The organism is Rickettsia lanei, from assembly GCF_056242675.1.
In genome coordinates, this window is record NZ_CP172233.1 from 732246 (window position 1) to 750154 (window position 17909).

A 17909-nucleotide genomic window follows, 5' to 3' on the forward strand; every position below is an offset into this window, starting at 1 on the left:
TACAGTTTTTCCTCGCAATGACGACTTTCAGCATCCACTCAGGCAATCCTTTTAGCTAGGCATGGTATCAATTTTTAAAGCCATATGACATAATTTCTAAAACTAATATCTTAAATTAAAAATATCAAATGCAACCTATAACTAATTTATTAATTAATGCCCTGCGTAAAGCTGTTAAGTTTTTGCATAGAGATTTTTTAGAACTCGAAATGCTACAAAAAAACTCTGTAAGAAATGAAGAATTTTGTAAGCGATCTTATTTAAAATTAAAAACTTTATTATGTGAAGAATTACAAAAATATACACAATATTTATTTTTTCCGGAGGATAAATTCGATTTAAATAATAATTATGAGAGTGTTTTTTTAATTAATCCTATAGATAGCCCAAATAATTTCGCCAGAAGCATACCTTTTTTTGCGATATCCGTAACTTATTTAAAAAGGAATCAAGAAGTTTTAATTCCTACTTCTACAGTAATATATTTTCCTGCTCTTAATGAAATTTATTATGCTGAAAAAGGTAAGGGAGCTTGGATAGAAAAAAATAATTTAAACTCTAATTATCAAGGATTAAGACTTAGAGTTTCCGATAATGCCGATTTAAAAAACTGTTTAGCAATTATTGAAGGTGTAAATCATAATGATTTGGAGGAGATAGAGGTAGATAATATTAGATCTTTTGGTTCTCTTTGCTATGGGGCTACGCTTGTAGCGTCAGGTAAAGCGGATTTAATATGTTTATCATTATTAAATTTTACATTATATTATGCATTTGAGCTTTTTATTAAGGAAGCAGGCGGAATCATTATAGATTCTAGCGATAAATTTCTATATTCAAATCGTTATATTGCTAAAAAACTTAAAAAATATTAGACAAGAAATTATTTTAGATTTGCATTTTTATTATTATAATAATATTAATATAATTATTAATTCATAAAGTTATGGCACATTATAAAGAGTTTGAATTTGACTGCGATTTTAGTGGACAAAGAGCCAAGTTTAAGTTTTATATAGGTACGCCTCAAGAAGGGCATCATCCGCTACAATTTCAAGCAAAATGGTTATCTGACGAAAGAGGTGGTACTATTCCTGATGATGTTATGAAAGCAATATCACAGCTAAATGATCTTGCCAAAAAAAACGGTGTTCCACTCCCGGATTTATGCGTATATGCTCTTGGTTCTGCGCAAGAAGTCCAAGCTACCCCTCAAGACGAAGATGAAAACGAGAGTGAGAACCAAGAGGATAAAGCAGAGCAGGCATAGTTAAAAATAATAAGGAGATTCATAGAGATTAAAATGAAACAATATAATGATTTATTTAAAATTATTCATCGCGAAGGATATATATTTATTGCTAGCTTTGCATTAGTAAGTTTTTTATTAGCATCATTTAATGAAAAACTTGGCTGTATTGGATGTATTGCTACTGCTTGGTGTATTTATTTTTTCCGTAATCCTGATCGCTTTGTGCCTATAAGTGATGATCTGGTAATAAGTCCCGCAGATGGAATAATTCAAGAAATTAAGGAAGCATTGCCGCCTCCGGAATTAGGACTCGGTGATGTGGAAATGATTAGAGTGAGTATTTTTCTAAATATTTTTAATGTCCATGTTAATAGAATCCCGGCAAACGGAAAAATTTTAGCACTTCATTATAATCCAGGAAAATTTTTTAATGCTTCACTCGATAAAGCTAGTATTTATAATGAGCGTCAATCAGTATTAATGGAAATGGCTCAAGGTCAGAAAATTGTTTTTGTTCAAATAGCCGGACTTATAGCAAGGCGTATAGTTTGTGATTTAGAAGAGGGTAATGAAGTGAAAACGGGCGAGCGATACGGTATAATTCGTTTCGGTAGCAGAGTAGATGTTTATCTACCGTTGAAAACAGCTTTATTAGTGAGTAAAGGGCAGACTGCTATAGGCGGTGAAACTATCATTGCTGATTTTGGACGTAAAAAGACAACAGAATTTAAGTTTGAAAGGAAGTAGCCTCATAACTTTAAAACCGTCATTGCGAGCAGCTGTAGGCATGGTTTGTTTATGTCATTCCCGCGTAGGCGGGAGGGAATCTAGTGAAACGTATAAAAAACAAGTTTTTTATCTGTTTATTTTATCAAATATATAATTTTGTACCAATTAAGATTATTTTTTTCTGGATTCCTGCTTTTGCAGGAATGAGACATTGACAGCCATGCAACCACACTGTTTTTTCCTTGCAATGACGTGATAAATACATTTTGAGTATAAAAATTGTTAAAAATGCGTAAATCTATAATAACTAAGCCTGTACCTCTAATAAAATTAATTCCCAACTTTATTACGTTGCTTGGTTTAGTAACCGGTATGAGTTCTATAAAATTTGCTTTGGATAGCAGATGGGAACTTGCGGTATATTGCATTATAGTAGCGGCAATTATTGACAGTATCGACGGTAGAATAGCAAGGATGCTAAATGCAGTTAGTCCATTTGGTGCAGAGCTTGATTCATTATGCGATTTTGCTAATTTCGGTATAGCTCCTGCCTATCTGATATATTTATGGTCTTTTCAACAATATGAGTATAAGGTATTTTCATCAGCGGTAATGTTATTATTTATAGTGTGTATGGCACTACGTTTAGCTCGCTTTAACGTTGGTATTTATCAACCGAAACAAGATAAAACTGACTATTTTTTTACCGGTGTACCTGCCCCATGCGGTGCTTTACTTGCTTTAATGCCTGTAATGATAGATTTTGAAATCAGTACGTTATTAAATATCAATACCCGTACTCATACTATAACAATTAATATATATTTGGCTATTATAGCTTTGCTACTTGCTAGTAGGCTTCCTACAATTTCAACAAAAAATTTGAGTATTAAACCTGAATATTTATCGCTTGCAATGATTTTAGTTGCTCTTGTTATTATAAATCTTATCATATATCCATGGTATTCACTGCCGTTAATTGCAGTTATATATATTCTTTCTATACCCATTTGTTATTTTTTTAAACATAGAGGGTATTGGTAAAGTTAATTATGCCGAGTGTATTACAACAAGCTATCGACAAATATAAACATCATCCATTTACTAAATATGTAATTATTATAGCCTTAATCATATTTATTTATTTGGGATATAGAATTTATGTTTGGGCCAATACACAATCTACGGATAATGCTTACATAGATGCAGATATTTCAAATGTTAGTGCTGAAGTTAGCGGTGTTTTAACAAAGTTATTTGTTACCGATAATACTAAAGTTAATAAAGGCGATCTGATAGGTGAAATTGACGATAGAGATTATAAGGCAAAGCTTGCAGCACTTGAAGCATCTATTGAAGCTTGCATAAAAAATATAGAAATTATAGAGCAAAAAATCTCAATAGGGCAGAGTAGCCTAGAGCAAGCAGCTGAAAAATTAAAGCTTAATAAAATAAGCTTTGATATTGTTGCAACAGATTTTATGAGAGTGCAGGAGTTAAATAAGGCAAAATTTGCTAGCTCTAAAACGTTAGATGATTCTAAAAACGCATATCAAAAAGCCAAAACGGATTATAAACAAGCACAGTTAGATTTAGATATATCTAAGCAACATTTACAGCTTCTTGAGCTTGAAAAAGCAGCAGAACAGGAAAAACTTAAAGAGCTAACAGAAAATAAAAAAGTAACCTTAAGGAGCTTACAAAATACTAAACTTATTGCTATGGTACCCGGTATATTCGGTAATAGTAGTTTAGAAGTCGGAAATTACATAGTACCGGGTAGGGTGTTGTTTTCTATAGTTCAAGATAATACTATGTATATTCAGGCTAATTTTAAAGAAACACAAATTCAGAAATTTAAGTCCGGCATGAAAGTCAAAATTGAATTTGATGCTTTGCCTAAAAAGGTAATTTACGGGAAAATTCGTAATATTGCTCCTGCGACCGGCTCTAAATTTAGCTTAATCCCACCAGATCATGCTACCGGTAATTTTACTAAAAGCGTACAACGTGTACCTGTTTTAATAGATTTTAAATCCCCAAATGCTAATCTAGTTCCCGGCATGTCAGCAATCGTATCCATTAGAACGGATCAAAGTACGTAATTTTTGTTAAAAAATAGCAATAATTATTCTATTAACAGTACATATTCTAGTATTTATTTACTGATTACTTAAAAAGCTATATAATTATGAGTAATACCAAAAGTAATAATTAATATGCAAAGATATTTAGATCCCACTAATTGATAGTGTATTTAAAAAATCTTTCGTGATTTAGAGAGGTTCAAGGAATTTATCAATGCAGTTCTTGAACTACCTGAGGGGCTGAGAATTAAAGCAATAGAATTTATATCTGTAGAGCAAGTACCTATGCTCGATAAAGGGAACAAGAAGCATATTTGATTTAAAGGTTAAAGCTGAAGCCGGTAGCTGGTATATAATCGAGATGCAAAAAAGAAATGAAAGCGATTACTTAAAAAGAGTGCAATATTATTCTGCTCATTCTTACGTACAGCAACTTACACAAGGAATAAAGCATAAAGATTTATTACCGGTAATAGTTATTGCACTTATTAAGACTAAAATGCTTGAAACTAAAACAAATATTTATTTGATTTTTCCTATGTATTTATAGAGCTTAAAATTTTGATAAAGATAAGCTTGAAACTACTATAGATGAGTGGCTACATTTATTTAAGTGTGCAGAAACAGAAAACACCCCACCTGCAAATATAAAGAGCGAGAAGGTATTAGATGCATACAATATAATAGAAATGCATAACCTCACCGCCAAAGAATATGATGCCTATATAAAAGAGCGCAATTAATGGAAGATGCCGAGGAAATAGCTTTAGGAAGAACAGTGTGAACAAGGGAAAGAAAGAAGCATAGAAATAGCAAAGAACTTATGACTTAAAGATATAGATGTCAATATAATAGCAGATTCAACAGGGCTAACTATAGAAGACATAGAAGAGCTAAAAGCAAAAATAGAAAATTCTGAAACTAGTTGATGAATTATTTGCTCTTTAACTCTGCTAATTCTTTCTTGAGTTTTATTACTAAAGTTTGTAATTTTTCAAATTCTTCGCGAGTGACGTAATTACCTTTAAGTATTTTATCCTCAATTATGCCACAGCTTTTATCCGTTATACTATTTAAGGCTTTTTGTGCTACGCTGCTAGCTCCAATGGCTACTTTTAAAATATTATTTGTTTTCATAGTACCTCTATCGATAAAGCATGCAAGCCGCTATTAAATTCATCGGCAAGTAAGTTATTAATCGTGCGATGATTGGCAATTAGGCTTTGCCCCTGTAATGTTTCTGCAGAAATTCTTATTTTTATATGGCTGTGAATTCCGTTATAATGACTAGCATGTTTATAGCTTTCATCTATTATTTCTTGAAAATGTGGTTTTAACACACTTAATTTTTCTTGTATCCTTTCTATGCGGTTCATATTTTTATTTCATTTACAGTAAAAATGTCCTAATATTCTTAAGTATATAATTTTATGATACACATGGCAATGTCGGAATTAAGAACGAATTATAAAGATTTACAAGATGCGATAGATAAATTGGAAAAAGGCGTATGTTTTGCTTGTAGATTAGTTAATTATGATGAAATAGAATTTATAGAGCAGGGTAAGCATTTTATAATTGAAGATTTAGATCAAATCATTGAAGATGTAAGCAAAGAACTTAATATTTTTTCAAAGTTTAAGAAAATAAAGAAAGATAGAATATTATTTATCCTAAATACTACTGATTCTGACTTAATTAAAAATTTTGCTAGAAAATTATATTTATTTTTGCAGCTTTATATTAATGAACAGAAGCCGGCAATTTATATGAATTGTTATATTGCTAGTATTAAATTTCCAAAAAAAGTAAGTAATAATGCTAAAGAAATTGAAAAAATATTAAATATGTTACTTGCACAAAATAATAATTATTATTACCGTGAATATAGCAGTACAGAACATGATTTAGAAAATATAAGAAAATCTAATCTTCAGCTTAACTTACTACGACAAGCCTTAGCAAAAAAGACTATGCGATTTGCTTATCAGCCTATAATAGATCGTAATACTATGAAGATTCATTATTATGAATGTCTGCTTCGTATACCTGACGAGAACGGTGTTTATATTTCCGTAGGTCCTATAATCCCTATTGCTGAAAATAAAGGATTAATTTTTATAATTGATCAAATTGTTTTAGAAATGACTGTTAATGAACTTGCCCGCAACCCAAACTTAATGTTAGCCGTTAATATTTCAAATATAGGAACAGGCGATGAAGCTTTATGGGAAATAGCAGAAAACTTATTAAAAGCTCATAATGTTCGGGATCGTTTAATTATTGAAATTACGGAAACTTCTTTCAATCAGCATTACGATAAAATAACTTTATTTATTAATAAACTACATAAGTACGGATGTAAATTTGCATTAGACGATTTTGGTGCGGGTTTTACTTCTTTTAAACAACTTCAAAGTTTACCAATTGATATTATCAAAATTGACGGTAAATATGTGCGTAGTATTACAAGTGATGTACAAAGTAGGTATTTCGTGGAAAGATTAATTAAAATTTCAGAAGATTTAGGTATTGCAACGGTAGCTGAATTCGTAGAAAACGGAGAAATAGCTAAATTTTTAATTGATCTAAAAGTCGGTGGGCTACAAGGAAACTTCTATTCCGAAGCAAAATTTGATAGAGGGGATGAGGTTTAATAATTGTCATACTGAACCGGTTTTGTTGCATGGCTCTTGAAAAAGACTCCGATGTCATGCCGTGATTTGACCACGGTATCCATAAAAATAACTTTTAATATCAATGATTTTAATATTTTCAACTGGATACCGCGATCAAGTCGCGGTATGACACAGTTAGTACTTGACAATGTGACTTAAAACCTATATGCAGAACTCAATTTTAAATGATTAAACTTAAATGCTGTTACTTGAATTAAAAAAAACTAATCAAACCTTAGAAACTATACATTTTATAGGTATCGGTGGCGTTGGCATGAGCGGTATTGCCGAGATATTATATAATCTAGGTTATAAAGTACAAGGTTCCGATTTAGTAGAAAATTATAATACTAAAAGGCTTGAGTCATACGGCATTAAAATATTTTTAGGACACGCCGAGCAGAACATTACCAATGTGTCGTATGTTGTGATTTCATCGGCAATTAATCCAAAGAATCCTGAAATAAAAGAAGCTTTGGAGCGTAAAATTCCAATTATTAGACGTGCGGACATGCTTGCTGAACTTATGAGATTAAAATGTTCAGTAGCAGTTTCGGGATCGCACGGTAAAACCACTACTACTTCTTTAGTTGCTTGTTTATTTGAGGCAGCTGGTTTATGTCCTACGGTTATTAACGGTGGGATCATCAATAATAAATCGACTAATGCATATCTTGGTTCAAGTAATTATTTAATTGCGGAGGCCGATGAATCGGATGCAACGTTTATTCATATTCCATCAACTATTGCGATAATAACTAACATTGATCCTGAACATTTAGATTATTATAGAGATTTTGAAACATTAATTGGTGCTTTTAGAAGCTTTATTACTAATTTGCCGTTTTACGGTTTTGCCGTTTGTTGTATCGATCATAAAATAGTGCGTAAGTTAGTAGACGAGATTACTGAAAGGAAGATTGTGACTTATGGCATCGATTCGGAAGATGCTCATATTATAGCGTTTAATATTAACACTGATATTGCCTCCTCTACTTTTGACGTAAAAATTAGTCTACCAAGTGTACTAGGTACAACGATTATTGAAAAAATTACTATTCCAACGCCCGGAAGACATAATATTTTAAATAGTCTTGCTGCAATTGCTGTTGGGATAGAATTAGATTTCGGTATTAAAGCTATTAAAAACGGTTTTAATAATTTTAAAGGAGTGAAGAGGAGATTTACTAAAGTAGCTGAATATAATAACGCTTCAATTATCGATGATTACGCTCATCACCCTGAGGAAATCAAAGCAACGCTTGCGACGGCTAAAAATATAGCAAATAAACAAAACGGTAAAGTTATTGCTATTTTTCAGCCTCACAGATATTCAAGAATGCAGTATTTATTTGATGATTTTATGCTTTGCTTTGCTGATGCCGATATACTCTATATTACCGATATATATGCTGCAGGTGAAAACCCTATAGAAGGAATTACAGGACGAAGTTTAGTTGATAAGATTACTAAGCGTAAACATCACGATAAAGCAAATTTTCTAGCAGAGCTAGATGATGCGGTTGGAGTTATTATAGATAATGCAGCTTCTGGTGATATGATAATTATGATGGGAGCAGGTAATATTTCAAGTTTTGCTAATGAATTAGATGGGAGATTGTCATCCCGTGGCTTTAGCTGTCATACTGTGGTTTGACTGGTATTGTTGCATAGCTCTTATGTCATTCCCGCGAAAGCGGGAATCCAGTTTTTTAAATAAATTATATAAAAATTTAGTATATAATTTTCTTTGTTGTTATCATTTTTTTCTGGATTCCCGCTTTTGCGGGAATGACATCTGTTCGTATAACATAGGGTCAAGCGAACTAGGGGACAAAAGAGTGAAGATAACAGTAAAGCGAATAGCAGGACTAAATATGTTAATTTTACCGATAGTAAAAGGCGAGTATAAAAAAGATTATAATTTAAAACACTTAACATGGTTTAAAGTAGGCGGTAATGCTGAAATTTTCTTTAAACCTTTAGATAGCGAAGATTTAAAAAGTTTCTTAATACAAAATAAGCAAAAATTACCTATAAAGACTTTTGGAGCAGGCTCAAATATTATTATAAGAGACGGCGGCATAGAAGGGGTCGTTATAAAACTTGGTCAGAATTTTAGCAATATTGAGTTTATAGATAATCATTTAATAGTAGGTAGCAGCTGCCTTAATTATAATTTAGCAAAATTTTGTCAAGCAAATGCTATTTCCGGTTTTGAGTTTTTAGTAGGTATTCCAGGGACTATCGGCGGCGGTGTTGCTATGAATGCCGGTGCTTACGGCTCTGAATTTAAAGATATTGTAGTGCAGATTGAAGCGATTGACTTTGCAGGAAACTTTTTAACATTCACAAATGAAGAAATCGGTTTTAAATATCGCAGTAATAATTTACCAAAGAATTTAATTATTCTCAAAGTTGTTTTTAAAATAAATAAAGGCGATAGTGAAAATATATTATTACGGATGAATGAAATAAATAACGCAAGATCATCTACACAGCCTATTAAAGAGCGTACGGGCGGTAGTACTTTTGCAAATCCTGAAGGGTATAAATCTTGGGAACTTATTGACAAAGCGGGGCTTAGAGGCTATAGAATAGGCGGTGCTTCGATGTCAGAACTTCATTGTAATTTTATGATAAATAATGGTGATGCTACCGCTAAGGATTTAGAAGATTTAGGTGATTTCGTCCAGCAGAAAGTATTTGAAGATAGCGGGGTTAAGTTAGAGTGGGAGATTAAGCGAATCGGACGTCATCCCTAATTAAAAATGGCGTTGTTGCAGCTAGTTTTATGTCATTCCCGCGAAGGCGGGAATCCAGTAAAACATATAAAAAACAAGTTTTTTATATGTTTATTTTATAATATGTAACTTCTATATCAATATTGAAGTTATTTTTCTGGATCCCCGCCTACGCGGCGATGACATCGAGTAGGTTTTTCGAGCTATGCAACAAGGCCGCTTTTAGTTAGGAATTACAATGGATTTAATAAGAAAGGAAAAAACGTGCATAAATATCAAACACATTGGGTAGAACACTCTATAGTCAAAATATTAAGTAATACCGGTAAAAAGCATATAGCATTAATAGCAGGCGGTATGTCTGCTGAGCGTGAAGTATCGTTAGTGTCAAGCGAAGGAGTTAGTAAAGCTTTAATTGAATTAGGATATAGAGTTACCTTTATTGATATGGGAGCGGATATTGCCGTTAGATTACAAGAAATAAAACCTGATATCGTTTTTAATTGCCTGCACGGTACATATGGTGAAGACGGTTGTTTACCAGGATTACTTAATATAATGCGGATTCCTTATACTCATAGCGGCGTGTTATCTTCAGCTTTAGCATTCGATAAAATACATTCTAGGATCTGGTTTTTAAGGAATAATATTAATATGGCAGAAAGCATTGTTGTAAATAAAAGCGATAATATAAAAAATGATCCTATGAAACGACCGTACGTTATTAAGCCTCTTACGCAAGGTTCAAGTATTGGTGTTGAGGTGATATTTGCAGAAGACGATTTTAACTTTGCCGATTATTATTTTCCTTACGGTGATCAGGTAATAATAGAACAATATATAAAAGGGCGAGAATTGCAAGTAGCGGTATTAAACGGCAAAGCTCTTGGAGCTTTAGAGATTAAATTACTAAAGAATCGTTTCTATGATTATGAAACTAAATATACCGAAGGATTTGCTGATCATCTTTGTCCTGCTCCGCTACCTGCTAATTTATATGAGAAATTACTTATAGAATCAGAAAAAATTTATAAAACAATGAATTGTAAAGGTCCTGCTAGAGCAGAGTTTATTTTAGAAGAGCAGACAAACAAGTTATATGCTTTGGAGATAAATACTCACCCAGGTATGATGTCTTTATCAATAGTGCCGGAAATTGCAGCTTATGCAGGGATAAATTTTACTAACTTAATTGAAGAAATTATAAAGACGGCAAGCTTTGAATCATGAGAAAAAAAACAAGCTCCAATAAAAAAAGACAAACAAAAAAAACTAATAATATCTCATTACGCCGAAAATTAGGACTAATTTACCAAAAAGCAATATTAGGGCTTAAGATTGCTTTAATTATCTTTGTATGTCTATTTGTTTTTACAAAATATTTTGCCGGCATAAAAACCTACTTAACAACAAATATATACCAAACAACAACAAAACTTGGGTTTAAACTTGAGAATGTTATCATTGAAGGACAGCAAAATGTCGATGAGCCTACAATATTAAATGTTTTAAATGCGAATAAGGACAGTCCTATTTTTGCTCTTAAATTAGACGAAATTAGAAATAATTTAAAGAAAAATAAATGGATCAAGGAAGTATATGTCAGTAGAAGATTACCAAATACGGTATATATAAAATTATTTGAAAGAGAACCTATTGCTATTTGGCAAATTAATAATCAGCTTTTCTTAGTCGATGAAGAAGGTTACGAAATTAGTAAAAATATTCAACCTTTTCCTCATTTATTACATGTTGTAGGGGAAGGGGCGAATATCTATGCAGGTACATTAGTATTAGAGCTGCAGAAATATCCGGCATTAATGAATAAAACTTCAGCTGCTGTAAGACTCGGAGATAGAAGGTGGGATTTAAATCTTAAAGGTAATATAAGTATTAAGTTACCTGAAAAAGAGTTTGAAGAAGCATTAAAATATGTCGATGCACTAAATAAAGCTAATAAGCTATTTAACCAAAATTATAAGGTTTTGGATTTAAGGGATAAGAATAAGTATTATATAGAGAAGTACTGAGAATCGTCATTGCGAAGAGAAACGTAGTTTCGACGTGGTACTCTTGTCAAGCATCCTGAGCTTGCTTCGTCTCATTACTTTGTAATTCTTTGCGTAATGACGTTTTTGGAATAACAAGCATAAAAAAATGAAAGAGAAAATATCAAATTTTGTTACACTTGATTTAGGTAGTAGTAAGATTGCCGTAATTGCTGCCTATATTAGTAAAAAAGGTGAAATTAAAGTAGCTAGCCAAAATTTGCATCATTCTAAAGGTATTAAATCAGGAGTTATATCAGATTTAAAAAATGCTGAAACTAGCATTGTTTCAGCAATTTACGCACTTGAAAAAGATTGCGGTAAAAATATAAAAAAAGTTATATTATCGTTATCAGGTGCCGACACTAAATCTTATTATATTAATTATACCATTAAAGTTAACGGGCAAACCGTAACGCAGCAGGATATTAAAAAGTTACTACAAAAAGCATTACTTGAATTTAAAGTTAAAAACCAAGAAATTATTCATTATTTTCCTCTTGAATTTACCCTTGATAATAATTCAGTCGAGAATCCTATAGGTATGTACGGTAGAGAACTTAGTTGTGAATTACATATTATTGCTGCTAGTTCAAATATGTTATCAAATATTGTACAATGCTTCGCTAAATGTCATGTTGAAGTCACAAATATTACTCTAGCAATTTATGCTTCTGCTATTAGCTGTCTTACGAATGATGAAAAAAATCTAGGTTCGCTTATAATCGATATGGGGGATAAAACTACCTCTTTCGGCATTTTTTTTGCCGGTAAATTAATATATACGGGGCATGTAAATATAGGTAGTTTTCATATTAGCTCGGATATTGCTAAAGTCTTTGGTATTGATCTTGTTACGGCAGAGAAATTAAAAATTTTATACGGTAATGCAATGATACCTTTATTTGAGAAAGATAGTATTATAAATATGGAGGATTTTCAGGTTGATACTCATCATACTTTAAATACTTCCGTAACAATTTATAAATTGGCTGAGGTAATAAGAGCAAGAGCCGAAGAAATATTATCAATGGTAAAAGCCGAATATGATAAAGCAACAAAAGGGCAGGTTGAAGTTTTAAGAGTTGTAATTACCGGCGGCGGGTCCCAGCTTAGAGGACTTAAAGAGCTTTCAAATAAAATTTTTGAAAAACAGAGTAGAATCGGTAAACCGGAGATTATTGCCGGTTTTATAGAAGACTATAATCCGGCTATGTATTCAGCAACTATAGGAATGCTAAAAATTCATGCTCTAAAACAGCAAAAAGAATTTGCTCATATTAGACTTGATACAAATAGTAGCTTCTTTAAAAAAGCTTTTGATTGGTTTAAAGAGAATATTTAGAGAGGCTGCCCGTGTTGGACTGGAAAATGCATTTAGTGTCATTCCCGCTTCCGTGAGAATGACATAAAATGATCCACGCAACAATACCGACTGGCAATGAGGACTTGTATTTACGCGGGCAATATAATTTAGAAATATTTTGCTAAGAATTATTATTAGGTTTTTCTCTAGAACAAATTAGTACATTCCCTTTAACTTCGATAATAAAAAGTCGGTTGCCTGTTTTGGCATCGATTTCATTTGGCACAAGGTAAGCATTCATAATAGCACCGGACCATCTTACTTGTCCTATAGTATCAGAAGAAACTGTAGCACTATAAACCTCTACCGTTTTGCCTATCATATCCGAGTAATTTTTTGTTTTATCAGTTTTATTATAAACATATTTTTTAAGAGGATAATATAATATGCAAAACCAAATAAGTGCTAATATACCAAAAAATGTTATTTGATTTGTTAAGCTAACTAGAGGGTAGTTATATATCACAAGAGTGTTTGATAACGCTCCAAGCCCAAAGAATAAGAATCCAATACTTGGAACTGTAAAGAATTCAACAACTATGCAAATTATACCTATTATTAACCATATTTCGGTGAGATAATTATTTATCATGAACATAAGTTTTTAAAAATAATATTACGTCAGCTATGTCTTGTGGTTTTGAGATACCGGCAAAGGACATTTTAGTTCCTGGTGCATAGCTACTTGGTTTATGTAAGAAAGCAAATAAACTATCATCATCCCATACGCCGCCAAGTTTTGATAGAGCAGGGGAATATTTATAGTCTGCTATGCTCGCTTTTGGTCTGCCTGCTACATCCCAAAGATGCGGTCCTAGTTTATTTGGACCGTCTTTATCAAGAGAATGACACATTAAACATTTCTTGGCTATTTCACGACCGTTATCGGCGTTGGCAGTCTTCATTAATTCCGGTATATTTACCAGTGCTTGCTCTAGTGCGGTAGTATTTTGATTTTCTGATGATTCTTGAACCGCAACGCTGTAGCCGCGATGTTGTAACTCTAGAGTGGGCTTGTATAATATATTTGCAACAAATCCAACCATCATAGCAATTAAACTAGCAAATAAGATGGCTGCAACAATTTTATTTAATTCTTTTCCAGACATTTATTTTGTTTTTTTATTAGAATTTATACTATAATTTAAGTTGTAAGAGAAGTTAATTAAATAAATAAAAGAAAAGTTTATAAAAATATTTGTTCTTTGGAGAGAAAAATAAATGTCAAACAAATCAAGGGTTAGAAAAATATTTAATAAGTTAAAATCTTATTGGACTAGTTTTAGACAAAGTAAAATCGGTAAAATATTATTTAGCAATAGTTTAAGTTATGCAGTTTCCATAGCTTCTATAGCAATTACAGTTTCTGGACTTTTTACTCCTATATCACCGATAATTATAGCTGTAGCTGTTGTTTCAGGAGTTAGCGTAGGAATTCAAGCTGTAACTGAGACTTTGAAAGTGCATGATTTGTGTAAACTTCATAAAGAGAATAATTTATTAGTACATAACAGAAATGCTAAAAATCAGCAAGATTATATATTATCATTAGAACCGAGCTTAAAAGATATTTTGAAAAATGAATTATATACGCCGCAAACGGCAGGTAAGGATGCTACTCAAGATAAGTATGAGTTAAATGTAAATAAATTGAACAGTACAGGACGAATATTTGGCAATAATTTAGGTGGAGCCGCAAATTTGGCCGCTTCTATTATTAAAGGTGCGAGCGGTAATGTGCTTGATATATTAAAAGCTACGGGTTACGGTGTAGTTACGACCGCATCATTAATTATCGACGGTCTTACTGAAAAGGAAAAAATAGAAATAAAAGCAATATTTAAATTAAATATAAATGAAGAATATAAAAAACAAGATACTCCTATATATAAAAATTTAGAACAATTAGAGAATTATACTAAGAATCAAGTATTGCAAACGTTAGCTTTAAAAAAATTAATAATGGATAAGAATTATTGGAGTATGAATAAAGACCAAAAAATACAAAAATTTCGAGAAATAATAGGCAGTTTTAATTCTGAAATAAAAAGAAACGGTTTAGAAGAATTTTTTAGAGAAAATAAAATAACAATGGATAATAGCAAAGAGAGCTATGTTAAAGATATTAAAAATGTAATGAATCCATTTTATGAAAATCCTAGTAAAGCCGAAGGATATACTCCTTTAACTAAAGCTATGGATCAAGATAAAGTTAATAATGCTGCAATAAAAAGGACAAAAAGTGAAAATTTACAAAGGATGCAAAAAAGAAAGCGAAATTTAACAATATGAAATGATTATTATAACTCACTGCTAGTTACAAATTTGTAAGAGGTAGTATCGCTAAATATTCTATGCAATAGTTCATTATTAAGAGCATGGCTGGTTTTGTAGCCTTTAATTGCACTTACAATGCTAGTGCCGTTGGTATATAAATCACCGAATAAATCTAATAGTTTATGGCGAACAAATTCGTCTTCATAACGTAAGCCGTTGGGGTTTAAGATTTTATCCTGCTCATCTATTCCTATAGCATTCTCAAATGAGGCACCTTGGGCAAGCCCTTTGCTTTTCAAATAATCAACATCTCTTATAAAGCCAAAAGTTCTAGCATCCGCAATATTTTTAGTAAAAGATTCTTGATCCCTAAAACTTAGATTTTGTCTGCCTATAGCTTTACTACTAAAATCAATGGTTAAATCTACAGTCATGTGATCGGAAGGAGTACAATATAATTCACAATCTTTATGAACTACTTTTATATCTTTTAAAATTTTTAGATATTTTTTAGGAGCATTTTGTAATGTTTTTCCTGCACACTCAATCATAAACACAAAAGGTTTACTACTGCCGTCCATAATTGGTACTTCAGGACCGTCAATTTTAATAATTGCATTATCAATGCTGCATCCCCAAAGTGCTGCCATTAAATGTTCAATTGTTGAAATTTGAACTTTATGATCATTACTGATAGTGGTAGATAACAAGGTATCGGAAACATTGCAATAGCTAGCTTCAATATAATTCTTTTCAGAAGATATATCGGTTCTAATGAATATAATTCCGGTATTTTCTTTAGCGGGTTCTATAGTTAACTGGGTACGTTTTCCTGAGTGGACCCCGATTCCGTAACAACTAACCGGTTTTAATAATGTACTTTGCTGCATTTTAGGCATTGTAAAAATATATTTAAATATTAATATTTAATGCCAAATTATACAAGTTATATTATGTTACAGAATATTACACATATACTCGATGAACTTCACAATTGGCTGTGTCATCCTACAAGAGTTGCGATATTCACGTATTAAGTATAAGCGCCGCTCCTCACCTTGTGGATTCCTTGCTCTTTTTGAAGTTGATCTTCGTCTATGTTTAGTATAAGACTTTTTGCATAACTTGCTAATAAAGAGCAATTTGAAGGAGACACGGAACGCAGAACCGCAGCGTACACCGCAAGTAACGTGAGGATGCGAGTACCGGATCGACGTACAAATTACCTTTATTAGCAAGTTATGCAAAAAGTCTTATTAAAATCTATATAATGTATACTTAATAAAATACCAAAAATGATAAGCTACAAAACTACCGACTACGGCAAAAACAGAAAATAAGAAATCACTGCCGTTAATAGTGCCGTAAGGTACATGAGATGATAAAGCTCCGGCATATGTACCGATGCTGCACATTGAAAAATACGCAAATAAAGCTGTTCTAAGTTCGTAATCCCTAAATTTATCAATTAGTATTAAAATATTGCAAATATAAATGGATCCTAAACAACTACCGATTAGTATTATATATAATATATTAAGGTTTTTATTAGTTCCATGAAGCGGTAGTAAAATAAAGCAGACGAGCAGAATTATAGTGAGTAATAAATTAGCCAAATATTTATTTACTTTGCTTAATATATAGCATATAGGAATTATAGAAAAACATATTGCTAGAAAAATATATTTTAGTATAAGTCTTAAATTAATTAATACTAATTCTTTCTTTAATGCAAAAGCTTCATAATACCATAATATATCCAAGGTGACATAAGCAACTACGAAGCCTGTCAATAATTGTAATTCGACATTTTTTATTAAGGATGAAAATTTGGAATTTAAATTTAATTTATGAGATGTAGGATTATAATGCAGAAATTCGGTTAGTATATTGATACAATATAACAATGCACAAATTACTATAGTATTATTTGTCGGTGTTATAAATGGATTTAATAAATCTACCATTAAGTTTCCACCCGCCCATAACAACATTATACAAGCTAAAAAAAAATATTGCTTTTCTTTGCTACTCTCAATAATGTCTAATGTTATAGAAGTGAAATATGAAAATGTTCCAAAATTAATTACAATAAAATTAATTTTAATTAGAGTATAATTATTTAATAAAATTAGGTTTATTGTACAAATAATTAATAAAGATAAGCTAATTAAAATAATTTTTTGATTACTGAACTTATTAATTAACTGTGTTAAGGCAAAGCCTGCGATTATCGAACCTATAAATTTAGTTTGATTGATATGATTTATTTGTTCTCCGCCTAGATTTTTATTTAGCAGTAAAAAGATTTTAAAATTATAAAAATTTATAGCATTGATACAGGAAAAAATAAATATTCCCAAAAGTGAGAAAAAAATAGTTTTGTAATCGTTTTTTAAAGTCATAAATTAAGTGTTTGCTAAACATAAATACATGGTATATAACTCATAATTATAATGATTAAGATTATTATCTTAAAAATTAAAGAGATTCATAATTCCATTATTTAAGTATATATGGATAGTTATTATATTATCAGCTTTTAATCAAGTATGGTAGTCTTATTTGTAATTTGTATATAATTATTGTTGAATTTTAAAAAAAATTAATGAATTAAATAATATGAAAATATTTTAATGTAAGAAAAATAATAATATATTTTTTAGTATTTTAAAGAGGTGTTATTTGAAGTTTATCTAGAATTTCATTTTTGCTCTTTACTCATAGA

General features: G+C 31.2%; 19 protein-coding genes and 2 pseudogenes. 15 read left to right on the forward strand and 6 right to left on the reverse strand.

The window, feature by feature from the left end:
* Positions 1 to 128: 128 nt before the first annotated feature.
* The 7 genes and pseudogenes from ACHBLB_RS04165 (at position 129) to ACHBLB_RS04195 (ending at position 4618) form a co-directional block, all read left to right on the forward strand.
* Positions 129 to 875: an inositol monophosphatase family protein gene (locus ACHBLB_RS04165; RefSeq protein ID WP_014362845.1), complete on the forward strand. Its 747-nt coding sequence runs from the start codon at positions 129 to 131 to the stop codon at positions 873 to 875.
* 71 nt (positions 876 to 946) lie between these two features.
* The gene (locus ACHBLB_RS04170; protein WP_010976982.1) at positions 947 to 1270 is read left to right on the forward strand and encodes a DUF2610 domain-containing protein; all 324 of its coding nucleotides are present in this window, start codon (positions 947 to 949) and stop codon (positions 1268 to 1270) included.
* Positions 1271 to 1303: 33 nt separating this feature from the next.
* On the forward strand, positions 1304 to 1999 hold the full coding sequence (locus ACHBLB_RS04175) for a phosphatidylserine decarboxylase (protein WP_062811288.1): 696 nt from the start codon (positions 1304 to 1306) through the stop codon (positions 1997 to 1999).
* A 261-nt stretch (positions 2000 to 2260) separates the two neighbouring features.
* Positions 2261 to 3025, forward strand: a complete 765-nt coding sequence (pssA, locus tag ACHBLB_RS04180; RefSeq protein ID WP_475840788.1) for a CDP-diacylglycerol--serine O-phosphatidyltransferase — start codon at positions 2261 to 2263, stop codon at positions 3023 to 3025.
* An 8-nt stretch (positions 3026 to 3033) separates the two neighbouring features.
* A complete protein-coding gene (locus tag ACHBLB_RS04185; RefSeq protein ID WP_475842735.1) occupies positions 3034 to 4086 on the forward strand; it encodes an HlyD family secretion protein in 1053 nt (350 codons plus the stop codon).
* 114 nt (positions 4087 to 4200) lie between these two features.
* A pseudogene (locus tag ACHBLB_RS04190) lies at positions 4201 to 4386 on the forward strand (hypothetical protein).
* Positions 4387 to 4423: 37 nt separating this feature from the next.
* Positions 4424 to 4618, forward strand: a complete 195-nt coding sequence (locus ACHBLB_RS04195; RefSeq protein ID WP_475842737.1) for a PD-(D/E)XK nuclease family transposase — start codon at positions 4424 to 4426, stop codon at positions 4616 to 4618.
* A gap of 383 nt (positions 4619 to 5001) precedes the next feature.
* Here ACHBLB_RS04195 and ACHBLB_RS04200 read toward each other — a convergent pair whose 3' ends face one another.
* Positions 5002 to 5205, reverse strand: coding sequence for a hypothetical protein (locus ACHBLB_RS04200; protein ID WP_475840790.1), 204 nt, complete (start codon positions 5203 to 5205; stop codon positions 5002 to 5004).
* Positions 5202 to 5444 carry a BolA family protein gene (locus ACHBLB_RS04205; RefSeq protein ID WP_012150544.1) on the reverse strand — a complete coding sequence of 81 codons (243 nt, stop codon included), beginning with the start codon at positions 5442 to 5444 and terminating at the stop codon, positions 5202 to 5204. The genes ACHBLB_RS04200 and ACHBLB_RS04205 overlap by 4 nt, the downstream gene beginning before the upstream one ends.
* Positions 5445 to 5498: 54 nt before the next feature.
* Between ACHBLB_RS04205 and ACHBLB_RS04210 the strand changes: the two genes are divergently transcribed.
* The 6 genes from ACHBLB_RS04210 to ftsA all read left to right on the forward strand — a co-directional run bounded on the left by ACHBLB_RS04210 (position 5499) and on the right by ftsA (position 12883).
* A complete protein-coding gene (locus ACHBLB_RS04210) occupies positions 5499 to 6725 on the forward strand; it encodes an EAL domain-containing protein (protein WP_475840792.1) in 1227 nt (408 codons plus the stop codon).
* Between the two features lie 220 nt (positions 6726 to 6945).
* Positions 6946 to 8403, forward strand: a complete 1458-nt coding sequence (murC, locus tag ACHBLB_RS04215; RefSeq protein ID WP_475840794.1) for a UDP-N-acetylmuramate--L-alanine ligase — start codon at positions 6946 to 6948, stop codon at positions 8401 to 8403.
* Positions 8404 to 8623: 220 nt separating this feature from the next.
* Positions 8624 to 9511, forward strand: coding sequence for a UDP-N-acetylmuramate dehydrogenase (gene murB / locus ACHBLB_RS04220; RefSeq protein ID WP_475842739.1), 888 nt, complete (start codon positions 8624 to 8626; stop codon positions 9509 to 9511).
* Positions 9512 to 9754: 243 nt separating this feature from the next.
* Entirely contained in the window at positions 9755 to 10720 is a 966-nt protein-coding gene (locus tag ACHBLB_RS04225) for a D-alanine--D-alanine ligase (protein WP_475840796.1), read from the forward strand.
* Positions 10717 to 11520, forward strand: a complete 804-nt coding sequence (locus ACHBLB_RS04230; protein ID WP_475840798.1) for a cell division protein FtsQ/DivIB — start codon at positions 10717 to 10719, stop codon at positions 11518 to 11520. Before ACHBLB_RS04225 ends, ACHBLB_RS04230 begins: the two co-directional genes overlap by 4 nt.
* A 127-nt stretch (positions 11521 to 11647) precedes the next feature.
* Positions 11648 to 12883, forward strand: coding sequence for a cell division protein FtsA (gene ftsA / locus ACHBLB_RS04235; RefSeq protein ID WP_475840800.1), 1236 nt, complete (start codon positions 11648 to 11650; stop codon positions 12881 to 12883).
* Positions 12884 to 13025: 142 nt separating this feature from the next.
* Here ftsA and ACHBLB_RS04240 read toward each other — a convergent pair whose 3' ends face one another.
* Together ACHBLB_RS04240 and ACHBLB_RS04245 are read right to left on the reverse strand one after the other, a co-directional pair.
* Positions 13026 to 13502 (reverse strand): NfeD family protein, encoded by a 477-nt coding sequence (locus tag ACHBLB_RS04240; protein ID WP_475840802.1) that lies wholly within the window; start codon positions 13500 to 13502, stop codon positions 13026 to 13028.
* Positions 13486 to 14013, reverse strand: a complete 528-nt coding sequence (locus tag ACHBLB_RS04245; protein WP_475840804.1) for a c-type cytochrome — start codon at positions 14011 to 14013, stop codon at positions 13486 to 13488. The genes ACHBLB_RS04240 and ACHBLB_RS04245 overlap by 17 nt, the downstream gene beginning before the upstream one ends.
* 112 nt (positions 14014 to 14125) lie before the next feature.
* Here ACHBLB_RS04245 and ACHBLB_RS04250 point away from each other — a divergent pair, with 112 nt between their 5' ends.
* Positions 14126 to 15196, forward strand: a complete 1071-nt coding sequence (locus ACHBLB_RS04250) for a hypothetical protein (RefSeq protein WP_475840806.1) — start codon at positions 14126 to 14128, stop codon at positions 15194 to 15196.
* An 8-nt stretch (positions 15197 to 15204) separates the two neighbouring features.
* On the opposite strand, the gene lpxC is transcribed toward ACHBLB_RS04250, so the two are convergent.
* Positions 15205 to 16071 carry a UDP-3-O-acyl-N-acetylglucosamine deacetylase gene (gene lpxC / locus ACHBLB_RS04255; RefSeq protein WP_475842741.1) on the reverse strand — a complete coding sequence of 289 codons (867 nt, stop codon included), beginning with the start codon at positions 16069 to 16071 and terminating at the stop codon, positions 15205 to 15207.
* A gap of 237 nt (positions 16072 to 16308) precedes the next feature.
* On the opposite strand from lpxC, the pseudogene ACHBLB_RS04260 reads away from it, so the two are divergent.
* Positions 16309 to 16445: pseudogene (locus ACHBLB_RS04260) on the forward strand (palindromic element RPE1 domain-containing protein); the annotation flags it as partial.
* Here the strand turns inward: ACHBLB_RS04260 and ACHBLB_RS04265 are convergent.
* Positions 16438 to 17586: an MFS transporter gene (locus tag ACHBLB_RS04265; protein WP_475840808.1), complete on the reverse strand. Its 1149-nt coding sequence runs from the start codon at positions 17584 to 17586 to the stop codon at positions 16438 to 16440. The pseudogene ACHBLB_RS04260 and the gene ACHBLB_RS04265 sit on opposite strands and share 8 nt — an antisense overlap.
* Positions 17587 to 17909 lie beyond the last annotated feature (323 nt).